The organism is Algoriphagus sp., assembly GCF_013373065.1.
GTDB lineage: Bacteria > Bacteroidota > Bacteroidia > Cytophagales > Cyclobacteriaceae > Algoriphagus.
The window spans coordinates 57,925-72,983 of record NZ_JABXIN010000022.1 but is presented as its reverse complement, the minus strand read 5'-3'; the positions used below and the strand labels follow the sequence as shown (position 1 = coordinate 72,983).

Genomic DNA, 15,059 nt, shown 5'->3' with positions numbered 1-15,059 from the left:
GCTTATTTTTCTGCTTCAATAAAATCCAAAACATCACCAAATCCTTTACTCCAGGTCCAGAAATACTGAGTAATCATCGGAATATGTTTGGTTTTAGGATAGAAAGAATAGGTCAAATCCGTCCCTTTTTCTTCGGCTTCTTTGCGAAAACGTTCCACTGTAAGTCGAATTCCGGGATAGGTCTTTTCGCCTTCCATAATCAACAAAGGAATTTCATTCCCTTCCAAAAAGTAAATCGGTGAGTAGGCCTTCCAAACTTCTGTATTATCCGTGAAAGCATCGTAATTATCCTCCCCGTTGGGTTTGCCCTTCATTTCTTCCAAAAACCAATACCAATCCAGCCCAGCCGGATCATTTAATATCGCACCCTTCAGTGGATTGGAAAGCCCAGCTTCCTCCCAAGGCTCCTTTTTTATAGCCGCCAAAGCAGCTAAATGGCCGCCCGCCGAATGTCCGGAGATATAAATTCGTCCCGGATCTCCACCATATTGATCAATATTTTGCTTAACCCACTTGACAGCCTGAACCGTTGCTTTTTCCATGGCATCCACTTGAAAATCCGGAGCCAAGGGATAATCAATAATTACCGTTACCACTTCCCTTCGAGCCATTCGATTCCCTAAAAAGTCATAAATCTCCTTTCGCCCCTTATTCCAACTTCCACCATGGACAAAAATCAAAACCGGTAGATCCGCAGCTTTTTTGGGTGAAAAAACATTGAGATTTTTAGCCGGTAAGTTGAGCGAATTTTCGCTTTGGATATAAGCGATGTCTTTGGTTCGAACCACACTTCGAAAAGCACAGGATTCTAGGGCCAATAAGAGAAGGAGTAAATAACTGCGCATAAAGGAATAAGTGATAAGCTAACTTGCTATCAAAATCTTTGTTTGGGGAAATTATTGTTTTTAAGTTGACAATTATCATAAAAAAACCAGTAACTAAGGTATTTATTTGAGTACTGACTTCCAGCACATGAAACTTCGTCTACAGTACTTTCTAGCAGTTTTTTTGGGAATTGTTGCCTTTTCTTGTAGCGATTCTGAAGAAAGTTCCCTCATCCCACAATACCAATCCATCACGGAATCGGTCTATGCATCTGGAAACATCAAAGCCGTAAACCAATACGAAGCATTTGCGGTTGGTTCGGGCCCCATTCAAGAAATCTTTGTGAAAGAAGGAGATGTGGTAAATGAGGGTGATCCCATTTTGGCTGTCTATAATGAACGGGAACGGCTCTCTAGGGAAAATGCAGAATTGGCACAAGCCTTTGCAGACTATCAGCAAAATCAATCCAAACTCAGGGATCTACAACTTTCTATTGACTTGGCAAAAAGCAAATTTCACAATGATTCCCTTCTCTATGCCCGGCAGCAGAAATTATGGGTTCAAAATATTGGGACTGAAGTGGAATTGGAGCAGCGAAAACTAGCCTATGAAAACTCCAAAAACAGTTACGAATCAGCATTAATTCGATATGGAGACCTCAAACGTGAAATCGAATACACCTCAAAAAGCGCTTCCAAAAGCCTGGCAATCAGCAGAGTATTAGAAAGTGAATTTGTAGTGAAAAGTAAAATTCACGGAAAGGTCTATGCACTTCCCAAAGAACAAGGGGAAATGGTCGGCCCCCAAACGGTAGTAGCAGTACTCGGAGATGAGGATGACTTTATTATGGAACTATTGGTAGATGAATATGATATTTCAAAAATCGCTTTGGACCAACGAGTTATCATCCGAATGGATAGCTATATGGATCAGACATTTGAAGGGAAGGTTACTAAAATCTATCCTCTAATGGATACTCAATCCAAAAGCTTTACGGTCGAAGCAGTATTTACGACCCCACCACCAGTGCTTTATCCCAATTTAAGTTTAGAGGCAAATATCGTTACTAATCAAGTTGAAAATGCATTGGTAATTCCTCGGAATTATTTGATAAATGATCAACAGGTCATCCTTGAAGAGGGAGATACTATCCCAGTTAAAGTTGGACTTAAAAACTTTGAATTTGCTCAAATCATCGAAGGAATCAATGCTGACCAAAAACTGATCAAGCCATGATACCAGGCGTGAGGAAAAGCAGAAATATAATTTATAATGTAATGAGCCTTGGGACCATTAAAAAGCAAATTTTTAACACATGAAATGGTCCTTGATTTTTGAACTTTCACGAGCCCTCATGTTGGCTAGGTTTAAACAAACCGCTGTTGCTGCAGTGGGTGTCATGTTTAGTATTACCATGTTTGTGACCCTTTTGGGATTTATGAATGGGCTAAATACCATGTTGGATGGATTGGTATTGAATCGAACACCTCACATTCGGTTTTATAATGAAATCAAACCCAATCCCAATCAGCCGGTAGACATCAACGATGAATTTGAAAATACCTGGAAAATCATTCGATCCATCAAACCCAGCACGAGCAGACTGGCGATTTACAATGCCGAAAAAATCATCCAAAATCTAGAAAATGATCCACGGGTTTTGGGTGTAAGTCCAAAAATTGCTGCCCAGGTATTTTTTAATGTGGGTACCATTGACCTAACTGGAGTAGTTAACGGGATCGATGTCAATAAAGAAGCCCAACTTTTTGCCTTTACAGATTATGTGACTTCTGGAAATTTTGAAGAATTAAACCAGACAAACACTATCATTTTGGGAAAAGGCTTGGCGGATCGGATGCTGACAGGAATTGGGGACGTCATTCAAATCACAACTGCACAAGGAAATAAAATGCAGGTCAAGGTAGTTGGCTTTTACCAATCCGGATTGGGAGATTATGACAATGCAAACAGCTTTGCCTCCATCAATACTGTTCAAAAAATGCTGGGCGAACCTCCCTCCTATGTGACAGATATTCAGGTGAAGCTACATAATTTGGACTTGGCTCCTTCCATGGCTCGTGAACTCGAGCAGATTTACAATATCGACGCGGATGATATCCAAACTGTAAACGCTCAATTTGAGACTGGTACGAATATCAGGACTTTAATCAGCTACGCAGTAGGTATCACCCTCTTGGTCGTATCCGGTTTTGGTATTTATAATATTCTAAACATGATGATTTATGAGAAGCTAGACACCATTGCTATTCTGAAAGCCATTGGATTTAACGGTACAGACGTCAATCGGATTTTCATTACTATCGCCATTTCCATAGGGGTGATTGGCGGAGGAATAGGATTGATATTTGGATATTTTGCCTGTTTGGGAATAGATCAGATTCCCTTTGAAACAGAGGCCTTACCTACCATCAAGACATTTCCGGTTGATTATAATCCGAAATACTATTTCATAGGGGCTAGTTTTAGCTTGATCACAACCTATTTGGCAGGCTTTTTCCCTGCACGAAAAGCAAGTGGAGTGGATCCAGTGGACATTATTCGAGGAAAATGAAAAATAATCATCCAACGGTACTACAGGCAGAAGGGATTGAAAAATTTTTCTACAATCCAACAAAAACCCAAGTCCTCAAAAAGGTAAGCTTTAAAGTGAAGCGAGGTGAATTTATTTCGGTGGTGGGTAAATCCGGATGTGGTAAATCCACCCTACTCTATATTCTTTCCACTATGGACACCGATTACCTAGGCAAGCTCCACATGGACGGGGAATTGATCACTGGAAAACCCAGAAATTACCTTGCCCATCTTAGAAATGAAAAAATCGGCTTTGTCTTTCAGTTTCATTACCTCTTAAATGAATTTTCAGTCCTAGAAAACATCATGATTCCGGGACTGAAACTGGGAAAACTCTCTCGGGAAGAATTGGAATATCGGGCCATGGAAAAGCTTCGAATTTTTGAGATGGAAGAACATGCCTTAAAAAAAGCGTATCAGCTTTCTGGAGGACAAAAGCAACGTGTAGCCATAGCACGAGCTTTGATTAATGACCCACTTTTAATCATGGGCGATGAACCTACAGGAAATTTGGATAAAAAGAATTCCGACATCGTTTTCAATAAGTTCAAGGAACTCGCCCAGGAGTTTAAGCAAACCATGCTGGTAGTAACCCACGATCAAGAATTCGCCGAGGGAACGGACAGAATTATTGAAATGGAGGATGGGAGGGTCATTAAATCATAAAACCAAACACACCAAATTAATTATGAAAAAATTAGCTCTTTTTATTCTATCAATCGCCTTCAGCGCTTCCACTTTATTAGCACAAAACCAGTTATCGCAAGAAAGACTGGAGCGCTATGATAATTTTTTAGAATCCGAAATTTCTAATGGGAAGATTCCGGGGGCCGTTGTTTTGATTTACAAAGACGGTGAAAAGGCTTACGAAAGGGCCTATGGCTTAAGTGATATTGAAGCCAAAACTCCAATGCAAAACGACCAAATTTTTTACATCCAGTCCATGACCAAGCCCATTGCCACAGTAGCATTGATGATGTTATATGAGGAAGGGAAATTTTTCTTATCCGACCCTGTTGAAAATTATATTCCTGAATTCAAAAATCTTCGAGTACTAAAAAATCCAGAGGATGGGAAAAATGGAGAAACGGATCCTGCAAAGCAAAAGATTACTATTGCACAAATTCTAAGTCATACTGCTGGTTTTTCACATGGATTGGGATCTACCCAGCAAGAAATTGATGTAAGGGATGCGCTCTATGCTCAGCCTCATGCAAGTATTGAATCTCGGGTAAAGGCGCTTGCCAGTATTCCATTAATTGGGCAACCGGGCGAACAGTGGTATTATTCTGCCTCTCCAGATATAGCGGCAAGGTTGGTGGAAATTTTCTCGGGCCAGCCATTTGATCAATTTTTAAAAGAGAGACTTTTCGACCCTTTGGATATGAAAGACACAGGCTATAACCTTAACGATGAACAAGCAAAACGCATGATCGCCCTACATGGATATTCCAAGGAAGGGAAACTGATCAAAATGCCCAATCAAACCAAAACTTCAGGAAATACTGTTTTTGGGGGTACTCATGGGCTATTTTCTACTGCGCAAGATTACTCCATTTTTGCCAGAATGCTTCTCAATGGTGGGGAATGGAATGGTAAACAATACCTCAGCCCAAAAACAATTGAACTGATGACCCAAAATCATGTTGAAGGACTTAGCTATGACCCAGGCTATGGCTTTGGCTTAGGTTTTGGACTCATGGTCGATCTGGCTGATGCTGACCTCTTAGGGTCAAAGGGCCAGTATTTTTGGAATGGGGCTTATTGCACCTACTTCTTTATTGATCCTAAGGAAAATATGGTATCCTTTCTGATGACTCAAAACAGTCAGTACACGAGCTATTATGGTGATAAAATGAGACAAATGGTTTATCAAGCTATCATTGAATAATCAAAAAGAGGCTGTTTAAAAAGTAAAGTGTCACATTGAGCGAAATCGAAATGTAATACTGGGTACAGGAAATAAACTTCGACTCCGCTCAGGCTGACAAAAAACCGATTTATAAAACAGCCTCTTTTTAACTCTTTAACTAGTTCTATACAGCAGGTTCTTGCTGACTCAAGCAGTGAAAAGATCCCAAGCCCCAAATGATGTCAGTGCTGTCAATCCCTACTACCCTTCTTCCCGGAAAGCAATCCGTCAGGATATCGAGCGCTTTTTGATCGTTTTTATCCCTGAAAGTTGGAACAACCACCACCTCATTTCCGATATAAAAATTGGCATAAGAGGCTGGTAAACGCTGATCTTCCCAAATCACTGGACTTGGCATCGGAAGCTCCACAATATTCAATTGTTTGCCGTTTTCAAGGCGCATTTTCTGGAGAAGCTTGAGATTTTCCGCTAAGATCTCGTGGTTTTCATCGACCTTGTTTTCTTCCACTACTGTCACCACCGTATCCTCATTGACGAATCGAGTGATATCATCTATATGTCCATCCGTATCGTCCCCAATAATCCCATCTCCTACCCAAAGGATATTACTTACGCCATAGTAATCACAAAGGTATTTTTCAATTTGGGCCTGATTGAGATGAGGGTTCCGGTTTTCGTTGAGCAGACAGGCTGTCGAGGTCAGCAAGGTTCCTTTTCCATTGAATTCTACCGAACCTCCTTCCATCACGATACCCGGCTTGAAGCAAGGAATTCCTAACTCCTCAGCGATTCGAATCGGAATCTGATTATCCAAATCATAGGGAGGATATTTGTCTCCCCAGGCATTGTAGTTCCACTTGACGATAGCCTTCTTTTGTTCTGCCTTAGGGTTAATCACAAATGCAGGTCCATGGTCCCGGCACCAGGCATCATTGGTTGGAAAGAAATGAAAATGGACTTTGCTCAAATCCGCTTCGGCCTTTTCCAAATGGCCTAAAGCAAAGCCTTTCATCGCCTCATCGGCTACATTGATATTGACTTTTTGCCCTTTGGCTACTTCCTTGATAAACTGGGAATAGGGAGCAAAAATCGTATCGATCTTTCCTGGCCAGGACGCTTCCTTGTGAGGCCAAGATAACCACATCGACTCTTGGGGAGCGAATTCAGCAGGGAAATAGTAACCCAGTTCGGCAGGGGTAACTTCCCCACTTTTTGCCAATTCAAATAGGTCTTTCATGGATTAGTCTTCGTCAAGGAAACGCTTCGTGATAGGATCGTAAGAATCAATTCTTCGATCTCTCAGGAAAGGCCAATGCGTACGGTAGCGATCTGAACCAGTCAAATCCAATTCCTCCACATGAATTTCTTCTTCCAAATGGGGCGCTTTGTAAACGACTCTTCCAAAAGGGTTGGCAACAAAAGATCCACCCCAGAATTGCATCTCCCCTTCTACGCCTGTTCGATTGACTGAGACAACCGGAATTCCATTAGCAACTGCGTGCGAACGTTGAATCGTCTGCCAAGCTCCGTATTGCTCCTCATTGGTAAGTTCATCCTGATCCTTGTGCCAGCCGATAGCTGTAGGATACACCAAAAAGTCAGCACCTTTCAAAGCAGTAATTCGAGCCGCCTCCGGATACCATTGATCCCAACAGATCAAAACTCCAATGTTCCCGAACTTGGTTTTGAATACCTTATATCCTAAATCACCGGGGGTGAAGTAAAATTTCTCATAATATCCGGGATCATCCGGAATATGCATTTTACGGTATTTTCCTAAATAGGCACCATCAGCATCCAATACTGCCGTGGTATTGTGATACAAGCCTTCAGCTCGCTTTTCAAATAGAGAAGCAACGATTACCACCCCCAACTCTTTGGCCAGCGCACCTAGGGTATCTGTTGAAGGTCCAGGAATCGCTTCCGCTAATTTGAAGTTTTCATAATCCTCAACATCACAGAAATACAGGGATCTAAAAAGTTCCTGCAAGACGACCACTTGAGCTCCTTTTTGAGCGGCTGTTCGAATACCTGCAATGGTTTTTTCCATGTTTTCGGCCACATTCCCAGAGCAACTGAGTTGGACCATCCCTACTTTAATGGTTTTATTTGCCACGGCTAAGACGTTAGAATGAAGGGACAAAGATACCTTGGAAGGTGGGGATTGACAAATAGGGAGAAAAAGAATGATCGGAATAAAACCAATGAACATTTATTTAAATTATTGGCTCCATTCTATCCTCATGTGTAGGTTTGTATTCAAAATCACCCATTGGTAATTCATTAAAAAATGCCTCAATTAATTCTTATTTCTCTTTTCATCCTTATTCAAGTCAACTTTTTACCTTCAAAAAATCAGGATAATAAAATCCCCGTAATTATCGATGCGGATACCGCCAATGAAGTGGATGATTTATTCGCTTTGGTTGGAGCAATGACATCCGACCGACTGGATATTAAGGGAATCACTTCTGCTCAATTCCACATTTCCCCTTTGGCAAGTGATTCAACGGTCTTAGAAAGCCAGAAAATCAATGAAGAACTCGCCCAATTGGCCAAAAGAACAGAAATTCCATTACCAATAGGTTCGAATTTACCCCTCCGATCAAAATCAGAACCCCAACGTTCTCCTGCTTCTGATTTTATCATTCAAGAGGCATTGAAAATGACTGGAAATGAAAAATTGAATCTGGTCATTTTGGGAAGCTGCACCAATGTCGCCTCTGCCATTCTCCAAGAGCCTCGCATCATTCCCAAAATTAAGGTTCACTATTTGGGTATCTGGCATGATCCTGAGACAAATACCTTTGACAAAAAGGAGTTCAATTCCGGGAATGATACCCTAGCAGTCAATCTTCTATTTGACACTCCAAATCTTGACCTGTCCATCATGTCCGCTACCACGAGTCAATATTTAGTTTTTGAAAAGGAAAAAGTGGATCAGCAGCTGAAAGGTAAATCCGAATTGGGAGATTATCTGATCGATCGATGGGAAACCTATACTCGATGGTGGACCCAAGAAGACCCTGAAAAAAAACACTGGATTATGTGGGATGTAGCAATCATCGAAGCACTTATTCATCCGGATTGGGCTCGATTCGAGGAATTCTTGACACCAGAAGAAAACACACGAAGGAAAGTGAAAATTTATACATGGATCAATACAGAAAAAATGGAAGAGGACTTTTGGGAATCATTTGATCAAACTTTTCATTGATCTTCATCCGGAACTTCCACAACCAAAGGCCCCAACTTCCCCTTTGCTGCATTTTTTAAATCATGGGAGGAGTAAAACTTCCCTCCTTTGACCACTGTGTGCACACTTCGGGTTCGGTTGATATCTTCGATTGGATTTCCTCTAATGATCATCATATCTGCCCATTTACCCGGGCTAATACTCCCTGCTTTATCGGCAATACCCAAAGCTTCTGAATTTTGTTGGGTCGCCAAATAAATAACCTCTCCTGCTGGAATTCCAATCTCCACCATCGCTGCCAATTCCCTATGAATAAAAAAACCTCCAATTCCAGCACCTAGATAATTATCCAATAACAAGGGCCGGTCAGTTCCTACCGTAATCAAACCTCCAGCCTCGTAATACCGCTTCAAAGTCCCCTGCTTCACCGGATAAATCAGGGCACAAAGTTCATTGAAAGCAGAGGGAGTATTCTTTGATTTGATGATGTCCAAAGTGAAATCTGTGAAATATTCGTTCTCAATGGCGAAATCAAAAAAGATCGGAGAATCTACCATTCCAATAGCTCCATAGGTAGCCAAGGTAGCATCAAAGTAAACTCCGTTCTCGATGTATAATTGGATAATTTCATCCAATCTTGGGTCTGATGGATCCATCGATTTTAAACTTTGATATGCATCCACCGAGTCAACCAGCAATCGTCCTCCTAAAAAATGTTCTACCCGATCGATCCCCATGGCAATCGCTTCCTGAGGATTAATAGAGTTTCGATACCCTGAATTCAGATGCCCGGTTACGGTCAATTGGTGTTTATGGGCTTGATCAATTAGCACTTGGAGCTGCTCAGCAGTGACGCCTTTTGCCTTGAATCCATAGGCTCCCCGTTTGGCCCACTCATCGACACGTTGTCGGATTGCTGACTCTGAAATATCCGGATCCCAATCAGGCGCTGCCGTACCAAAATAAGGTCCCGAATGCAAAATCCGTGGTCCTGGAATTTGGCCAGCATCTATTTTCTCCTGTAAATCCCACATTTTTTCTGGTTCAATTTCACCTGCAGGAAAGGTGCTGGTAATACCATTTGCTAAAAAAATCTTTGGCATGGCAACTGTATCATCATAGGCTTTCCCTTCAAAGCTAACCCGATAATGTGCATGCAAATCGATCAATCCTGGCAGGATATAATCATCTTCGGAAAGTTTCTTCACATCCCAATTGGTGACGTTTTCTTTCCCCGTTCCAAACATTCCATTCACCAAGTAAATCCCTGAATTCTTTTTGAAACTTTTGGTTTCCGTATCATAAACCCAACCTCCAGTAATGATTTGATATTGGGAAAAAGCAGGGAGAATGATCAAAAAAGCTAAACTTAAAAGAAGCAGGATCTTTTTCATGGGGCAAAGGGTAGGTATCGTTTGATTGAATTTAAATAAAAGTTTATCAAATAAGTGAAAATCACCCTAAATCCGCTTATTGAATAAAACTTTGCTCGAACTAGATGTAAAACCTACATTTATTCAAACCTTAATCCATGACCTATGAAAAAACTACTTCTCTTTTTCCTAATCATTTGTGGGTCTTTCTCATTATTCGCCCAGAAAGGCACAAAAGAAAGGATCAAAATTCACAGCCAAGCACTTGAGGGCAACTTGATTGGTGATCCAGCTGATCGGAATGTCACCGTTTACCTTCCTCCCTCTTACTTTTCAAATCCTGAAAAACGATTCCCAGTCTTGTACATGCTGCATGGGTTTACTGACACAGATTCGCAGTGGTTTGGTTGGGAAGATCATTGGATCAACTTACAGAACGTTATCGAGCAATCATTGGCAGAAGGTCTTTCCAAAGAAATGATCGTAGTCATGCCCAATGCCTACAACAGATTCAAAGGAAGCATGTATGCGAGTTCGGCCACCATTGGAGACTGGGAAACTTTCGTGACCCAAGAATTGGTAAGCTACATCGACAAAAACTACCGAACCATCCCGAACCGAAATAGCCGAGGCTTAGCTGGTCATTCCATGGGAGGCTATGGCACCTTACGGTTAGGTATGAAAAACCCAGATATCTATGCCGCTATCTATGCCCTCAGTCCCTGTTGCATGGATGGTACTGCTTCGACCAATCCAGAATTGATGGAAAAATTGGAAGGCTTGACTCCAGATCAATTGCAAGAAACTTCCTTCTTCGAAATAGCTGCTTTGGCCACTTCTGCAGCTTTTGCACCCAACCCACAAAATCCACCTCTTTATCTTGATCTGCCGGCAAAAGACGGAGAGCCACAAGAGGAAGTGATCAATAAGATCATCGCCAATCGTACACTGAACTATGTCGATCAACATATCCTAAGCCTGAAAAAGCTCAAGGCCATTGCAATAGACGCAGGACTCCAGGACAGAGGAATCAGCGAGGCAACAAAAAAGCTCCATGAATTGCTTGAATCCTATCAGATTCCACATTTCTACGAAAGCTATGAAGGAGATCACCTCAACCGAATAGCCGAGCGAATTCAAACCAAAGCACTTCCTTTCTTTTCAGAGAATTTAGCTTTTTGAAAAAGAAAGTTTGAAGCTTGAGGAAAATGCTCCCGGTAGGATCATTCAATCAAGTTTTATGCTTTTGTAGGTTTTCACAAGAGTTTTACCTATTTTTCCAAAATGAAACAATAGACCTCATAATCCATGAAAAAACAATTTCTAACCGCATTCTTTCTTTTTTCATTCAGTCTTTTAGGCTTTTCCCAGGAAGCACTATTTGGAGGACAGCAAATTATCTCCCCGGAGGTTCATGAAAACAATACCGTTACTTTCCGACTTTTGGCCCCTAATGCCGAAAAAGTTGAGATCACTGGAGACTTTTTGCCTACTGTAAAAATGAAAACACCGATGGGTGAAATGGACGGTCCGGGTAAGGTAGAAATGACGAAAAATGAGCAAGGAGTATGGAGCTATATCTCCGAAGTTCTAAATCCAGAATTGTACAATTACTCATTTATCATTGATGGTTTTAAAACAACGGATCCAAATAATCCCTTCTTAATTCGTGATGTAGCCTCAAGCACCAACATTTTCATCATTGGTGGTGGTCATGCTGACCTTTTTAAAACCAACGATATCCCTCACGGAACAGTAGCCAGACGTTGGTACGATTCTCCTGGCTTGGGGATGGACCGACGGATCACCATCTATACGCCTCCAGGCTATGAAAAGTCAAGCGAAAAGTATCCCGTTTTGTACCTTTTGCATGGTGCAGGGGGAGATGAGGAAGCTTGGATCTCATTAGGGCGAACAGCTCAAATCATGGATAATTTGATTGCCCAAGGAAAAGCAAAACCCATGATCGTGGTTATGCCAAACGGAAATGTGATCCAAGACGGTGCTCCAGGGGAGGGAAGTATGGGCTTCTATAAACCTCAGTTTATGGTTCCAAAAACTATGGATGGAACCTATGAAAGTTCATTTGAGGACATTATCAAATTTGTCGAAAACAACTATAGGGTAAAAGCTGACAAAAGACACCGAGCAATTGCTGGCCTGTCCATGGGTGGATTCCATACCATTCATATTTCAAGATATTATCCCAATACCTTTGATTACATCGGGGCGTTTTCTGCGGCTATTATGCCACGAGAGGATGCAACAGGAAAGGTTTACGGCAATTTTGACGAAACCCTACAAAAGCAAATGGAAAATGGTTACAAACTCTATTGGATAGCCATTGGTAAAACTGATTTCCTATATGATGCCAACCAAGAATACTTAGCCAAACTCGATTCCATGAACATGCCTTATGAGTATGTAGAAAGTGAAGGCGGCCATACTTGGAGAAACTGGAGAGTTTATCTAAGTCAGTTTGCTCCAAGATTATTTTAACACCATTTTGCTCTCTAAACCTACAAGCTCCTTCGGGAGCTTTTTTTGTGAAAAATATTTTCAATTGCATCAATAATTGAAAATTATTATTTTACTTTGTATTTCAAAGTACTTTTAAAATGAAGAACCCGGAAAAAGAATTAGCAGAAATAAAATCGATGATGGAACGGAGTACCCGTTTTCTTTCATTGAGTGGACTCTCTGGTGTACTGGCTGGAATTTACGCATTCTTGGGTGCAGGAATTGCTTGGTATTGGGTTTACTACCCTGACTATGAATTTGGAATGGATACTGAAGTCCCAACAACGGACGAGTTGCAGACCAAACTGTTAGTAATAGCCTTTTTGGTACTAGTCCTCGCAATAGGTTCGGCTTACCTACTGAGTCAGTACAAAAGCCAGAAAAAATCCCAACAATTTTGGTCTCCTGCTAGCAAACGGTTTTTGCTCGCTCTTTTTATTCCAGTGATTGCAGGCGGATTATTTTCCTTTGCTTTGATTCACCAAAGTGCTTTCCAGCTGCTTGCTCCTGCTACCTTGACTTTCTATGGCCTTGGATTAATAAGTGCCTCTCATTTTACTTTGGGAGAAATCAGAAATCTAGGAATTGGACAGTTAATCCTTGGGATTCTAGCATCCTTTTTCCCTGATTTTGGACTGATATGTTGGGCTTTGGGCTTTGGATTGCTACATGTAATCTACGGATCCATGATGTATTACCGTTACGATCGATAAGGTGAAGGGAGAATACGATAAGGCCTTTGAGAATATCGTCAGATTACGCATTATGTCCATTTTGATGGCAAATGAAGAATATGACTTTAATTCCTTTAAGGAAATTCTCGAAGTGACGGATGGAAATCTGGCTTCACACCTTCGAAACTTGGAAAATCAAGGGTACATCCAAGTTGAAAAAACCTTTGTGGGGAGAAAACCGCAAACGAATTATCACGCAACAGAAACCGGAAAAAAGGCCTTTGAGGCCCATCTGGAATTCCTTGAAAATTTGATCAAAACAAGTAAAACCTAAAAAAATTTATCTATTCACTTTGAAAATCAAAGTACTTTCAAAATACGAAAACATGAATCCATTCAATTCCACCCCCACTATTCGAATCAAAGACCTCCTACTTCCTGCATGTTTGGGGATGATTCTTCCCACAGTTTGGCTGGTGTTTCTGGCATTGGCAAATGAAAACATCTTCCAAATCTGGATGTACCTACCGCTCACTCTCATTCCTTTGAGTGGAGCCGCGGGAGCAATTTTCTTTTTCTTTATGGGATTCCATTGGTTTCCTCGTGGAAATAGAAAGCTCATCGCTATCATTTTCAGCAGTATCCTTTACTTCATTATCCTTTGGCTTACCTCAGTCTTTGTCTTCAATTACACTGGCCATTGGCATTAATTAACCTTCAATTCTTTGTAAATTATTCATCACTTACCCCACACAAAAATGAAAGAGCTACTCGAAAGCAACCTTGACAATCCGGCAGAACTCGAAAAACTCTACCGTAAAAACAAATCAGAATTCAAACGGGAATTCGATGCCCTCTACCCAGAGCTGCAAAATCGCAGCGTTGCCAAGTTTTGGCATACCCGCCTCCACTATGAATCCGATGCCATCAATTGGGGGAGTATGAAAGACTGGCGAGTAGTAATTATCGCTTCTCTCTTAGCGGGTCTTTATGCAAAACTTCCGGAAATCTTCTCCATTGAAAACGAGCTCTTTTATGCAAAAAACCTCGGTTTAATGGTCTTTCCTTTTGTTTCGGCTTATTTCATTTGGATTAATAAATTAACCTCCAAAACCATTCTGGTTGTATCCTCTCTTTTTCTTATCTCTTTACTCTATATCAATCTCTTACCTAATGATAAAACTAGCGATACACTCATTTTAGCCTGTATCCATTTGCCGTTACTACTTTGGGCAATCCTAGGATTTACTTTCGGTTCTGGGAACTTGAAAGACTTACCCAGCAGATTGGCATTCTTGCGCTTCAATGGGGATGCAGTAGTTATGGGAGCATTATTGGTGCTTTCTGGAATGCTCCTATCCGGTATCACTATTGGCTTATTTGGCTTGATAGGGATCAATATTGAGAAGTTTTACATTGAGTATATTGGGATTTTTGGAATGGCAGCCATCCCTCTCTTGGCAACCCACCTGACCCAGACCAATCCTCAATTGGTTAATAAAGTCCCACCCATCATAGCCAAAATTTTCAGTCCTATTGTTCTGGTGATGTTGGTCATTTATCTCGGAGCGATCGTGTTTTCAGGCAAGGACCCTTATAATGACCGGGAGTTTCTATTACTCTTCAATTTATTGTTGATTGGAGTAATGGCCTTGATCTTTTTTTCAATCGCCGAAAGCTCAAATGAAAAAAACAAAAAATCCGGAACCTGGATTCTTTTTCTCTTATCTGGGATTACTTTAATCGTTAATGCTATTGCGCTTTCTGCCATCATCTTCCGAATCAATGAATGGGGACTGACGCCAAACCGAATGGCGGTTTTGGGAATCAATGTTTTAATGATGATTCATCTGATTTTGGTAGGAAAAAAATTACTTCTGGCGGTCAAGGGAAAAAGTGAAATACAACAAGTAGGAAATACTATTTCAGCCTACCTTCCGGTTTATTTCATCTGGTCCGCCATCGTCATATTCCTATTTCCTATCCTTTTTGGGTTTTCCTAAATA

At 41.1% G+C, this 15,059-nt stretch carries 15 protein-coding genes; 11 read left to right on the top strand and 4 right to left on the bottom strand.

The window, feature by feature from the left end:
* Nucleotides 1-2: 2 nt before the first annotated feature.
* Entirely contained in the window at nucleotides 3-845 is an 843-nt protein-coding gene (locus HWE15_RS13905; protein WP_290508149.1) for an alpha/beta hydrolase, read from the bottom strand.
* 127 nt (nucleotides 846-972) lie between these two features.
* Between HWE15_RS13905 and HWE15_RS13900 the strand changes: the two genes are divergently transcribed.
* The 4 genes from HWE15_RS13900 (at nucleotide 973) to HWE15_RS13885 (ending at nucleotide 5,308) form a co-directional block, all read left to right on the top strand.
* On the top strand, nucleotides 973-2,061 hold the full coding sequence (locus HWE15_RS13900; protein ID WP_290508148.1) for an efflux RND transporter periplasmic adaptor subunit: 1,089 nt from the start codon (nucleotides 973-975) through the stop codon (nucleotides 2,059-2,061).
* Between the two features lie 79 nt (nucleotides 2,062-2,140).
* Nucleotides 2,141-3,397, top strand: a complete 1,257-nt coding sequence (locus HWE15_RS13895) for an FtsX-like permease family protein (protein WP_290508147.1) — start codon at nucleotides 2,141-2,143, stop codon at nucleotides 3,395-3,397.
* Nucleotides 3,394-4,083, top strand: a complete 690-nt coding sequence (locus HWE15_RS13890; protein WP_290508146.1) for an ABC transporter ATP-binding protein — start codon at nucleotides 3,394-3,396, stop codon at nucleotides 4,081-4,083. Before HWE15_RS13895 ends, HWE15_RS13890 begins: the two co-directional genes overlap by 4 nt.
* Nucleotides 4,084-4,105: 22 nt before the next feature.
* Nucleotides 4,106-5,308 carry a serine hydrolase gene (locus HWE15_RS13885; protein WP_290508145.1) on the top strand — a complete coding sequence of 401 codons (1,203 nt, stop codon included), beginning with the start codon at nucleotides 4,106-4,108 and terminating at the stop codon, nucleotides 5,306-5,308.
* Nucleotides 5,309-5,453: 145 nt separating this feature from the next.
* Here HWE15_RS13885 and HWE15_RS13880 read toward each other — a convergent pair whose 3' ends face one another.
* Nucleotides 5,454-6,527, bottom strand: a complete 1,074-nt coding sequence (locus tag HWE15_RS13880) for an agmatine/peptidylarginine deiminase (RefSeq protein WP_290508144.1) — start codon at nucleotides 6,525-6,527, stop codon at nucleotides 5,454-5,456.
* 3 nt (nucleotides 6,528-6,530) lie between these two features.
* Nucleotides 6,531-7,379, bottom strand: coding sequence for a carbon-nitrogen hydrolase (locus tag HWE15_RS13875; RefSeq protein WP_290508201.1), 849 nt, complete (start codon nucleotides 7,377-7,379; stop codon nucleotides 6,531-6,533).
* Between the two features lie 201 nt (nucleotides 7,380-7,580).
* Between HWE15_RS13875 and HWE15_RS13870 the strand changes: the two genes are divergently transcribed.
* Nucleotides 7,581-8,507, top strand: coding sequence for a nucleoside hydrolase (locus HWE15_RS13870; RefSeq protein WP_290508143.1), 927 nt, complete (start codon nucleotides 7,581-7,583; stop codon nucleotides 8,505-8,507).
* Here the strand turns inward: HWE15_RS13870 and HWE15_RS13865 are convergent.
* Entirely contained in the window at nucleotides 8,501-9,880 is a 1,380-nt protein-coding gene (locus HWE15_RS13865) for an amidohydrolase family protein (RefSeq protein WP_290508142.1), read from the bottom strand. The two genes, HWE15_RS13870 and HWE15_RS13865, sit on opposite strands and share 7 nt — an antisense overlap.
* Nucleotides 9,881-10,024: 144 nt before the next feature.
* Between HWE15_RS13865 and HWE15_RS13860 the strand changes: the two genes are divergently transcribed.
* From HWE15_RS13860 to HWE15_RS13835, 6 genes are all read left to right on the top strand, one after another.
* Nucleotides 10,025-11,041, top strand: coding sequence for an alpha/beta hydrolase-fold protein (locus HWE15_RS13860; protein ID WP_290508141.1), 1,017 nt, complete (start codon nucleotides 10,025-10,027; stop codon nucleotides 11,039-11,041).
* Nucleotides 11,042-11,167: 126 nt separating this feature from the next.
* Nucleotides 11,168-12,358: an esterase gene (locus HWE15_RS13855; RefSeq protein ID WP_290508140.1), complete on the top strand. Its 1,191-nt coding sequence runs from the start codon at nucleotides 11,168-11,170 to the stop codon at nucleotides 12,356-12,358.
* 119 nt (nucleotides 12,359-12,477) lie between these two features.
* On the top strand, nucleotides 12,478-13,092 hold the full coding sequence (locus tag HWE15_RS13850; protein ID WP_290508139.1) for a hypothetical protein: 615 nt from the start codon (nucleotides 12,478-12,480) through the stop codon (nucleotides 13,090-13,092).
* Nucleotide 13,093: 1 nt separating this feature from the next.
* Nucleotides 13,094-13,387: a transcriptional regulator gene (locus tag HWE15_RS13845; RefSeq protein ID WP_290508138.1), complete on the top strand. Its 294-nt coding sequence runs from the start codon at nucleotides 13,094-13,096 to the stop codon at nucleotides 13,385-13,387.
* 52 nt (nucleotides 13,388-13,439) lie between these two features.
* Complete coding sequence (locus tag HWE15_RS13840) at nucleotides 13,440-13,763, top strand: hypothetical protein (protein WP_290508137.1); 324 nt, start codon at nucleotides 13,440-13,442, stop codon at nucleotides 13,761-13,763.
* Between the two features lie 48 nt (nucleotides 13,764-13,811).
* Complete coding sequence (locus HWE15_RS13835; protein ID WP_290508136.1) at nucleotides 13,812-15,056, top strand: DUF4173 domain-containing protein; 1,245 nt, start codon at nucleotides 13,812-13,814, stop codon at nucleotides 15,054-15,056.
* The last annotated feature ends 3 nt before the right edge of the window (nucleotides 15,057-15,059 follow it).

Bases quoted from the DNA above. Each gene is read 5' to 3' on its own strand.
- HWE15_RS13870 (WP_290508143.1), top strand. From the start codon at position 7,581: ATGCCTCAATTAATTCTTATTTCTCTTTTCATCCTTATTCAAGTCAAC.
- HWE15_RS13880 (WP_290508144.1), bottom strand. From the start codon at position 6,527: ATGAAAGACCTATTTGAATTGGCAAAAAGTGGGGAAGTTACCCCTGCC.
- HWE15_RS13895 (WP_290508147.1), top strand. From the start codon at position 2,141: ATGAAATGGTCCTTGATTTTTGAACTTTCACGAGCCCTCATGTTGGCT.
- HWE15_RS13885 (WP_290508145.1), top strand. From the start codon at position 4,106: ATGAAAAAATTAGCTCTTTTTATTCTATCAATCGCCTTCAGCGCTTCC.
- HWE15_RS13850 (WP_290508139.1), top strand. From the start codon at position 12,478: ATGAAGAACCCGGAAAAAGAATTAGCAGAAATAAAATCGATGATGGAA.
- HWE15_RS13840 (WP_290508137.1), top strand. From the start codon at position 13,440: ATGAATCCATTCAATTCCACCCCCACTATTCGAATCAAAGACCTCCTA.
- HWE15_RS13865 (WP_290508142.1), bottom strand. From the start codon at position 9,880: ATGAAAAAGATCCTGCTTCTTTTAAGTTTAGCTTTTTTGATCATTCTC.
- HWE15_RS13835 (WP_290508136.1), top strand. From the start codon at position 13,812: ATGAAAGAGCTACTCGAAAGCAACCTTGACAATCCGGCAGAACTCGAA.
- HWE15_RS13905 (WP_290508149.1), bottom strand. From the start codon at position 845: ATGCGCAGTTATTTACTCCTTCTCTTATTGGCCCTAGAATCCTGTGCT.
- HWE15_RS13855 (WP_290508140.1), top strand. From the start codon at position 11,168: ATGAAAAAACAATTTCTAACCGCATTCTTTCTTTTTTCATTCAGTCTT.
- HWE15_RS13890 (WP_290508146.1), top strand. From the start codon at position 3,394: ATGAAAAATAATCATCCAACGGTACTACAGGCAGAAGGGATTGAAAAA.
- HWE15_RS13900 (WP_290508148.1), top strand. From the start codon at position 973: ATGAAACTTCGTCTACAGTACTTTCTAGCAGTTTTTTTGGGAATTGTT.
- HWE15_RS13860 (WP_290508141.1), top strand. From the start codon at position 10,025: ATGAAAAAACTACTTCTCTTTTTCCTAATCATTTGTGGGTCTTTCTCA.
- HWE15_RS13875 (WP_290508201.1), bottom strand. From the start codon at position 7,379: ATGGTCCAACTCAGTTGCTCTGGGAATGTGGCCGAAAACATGGAAAAA.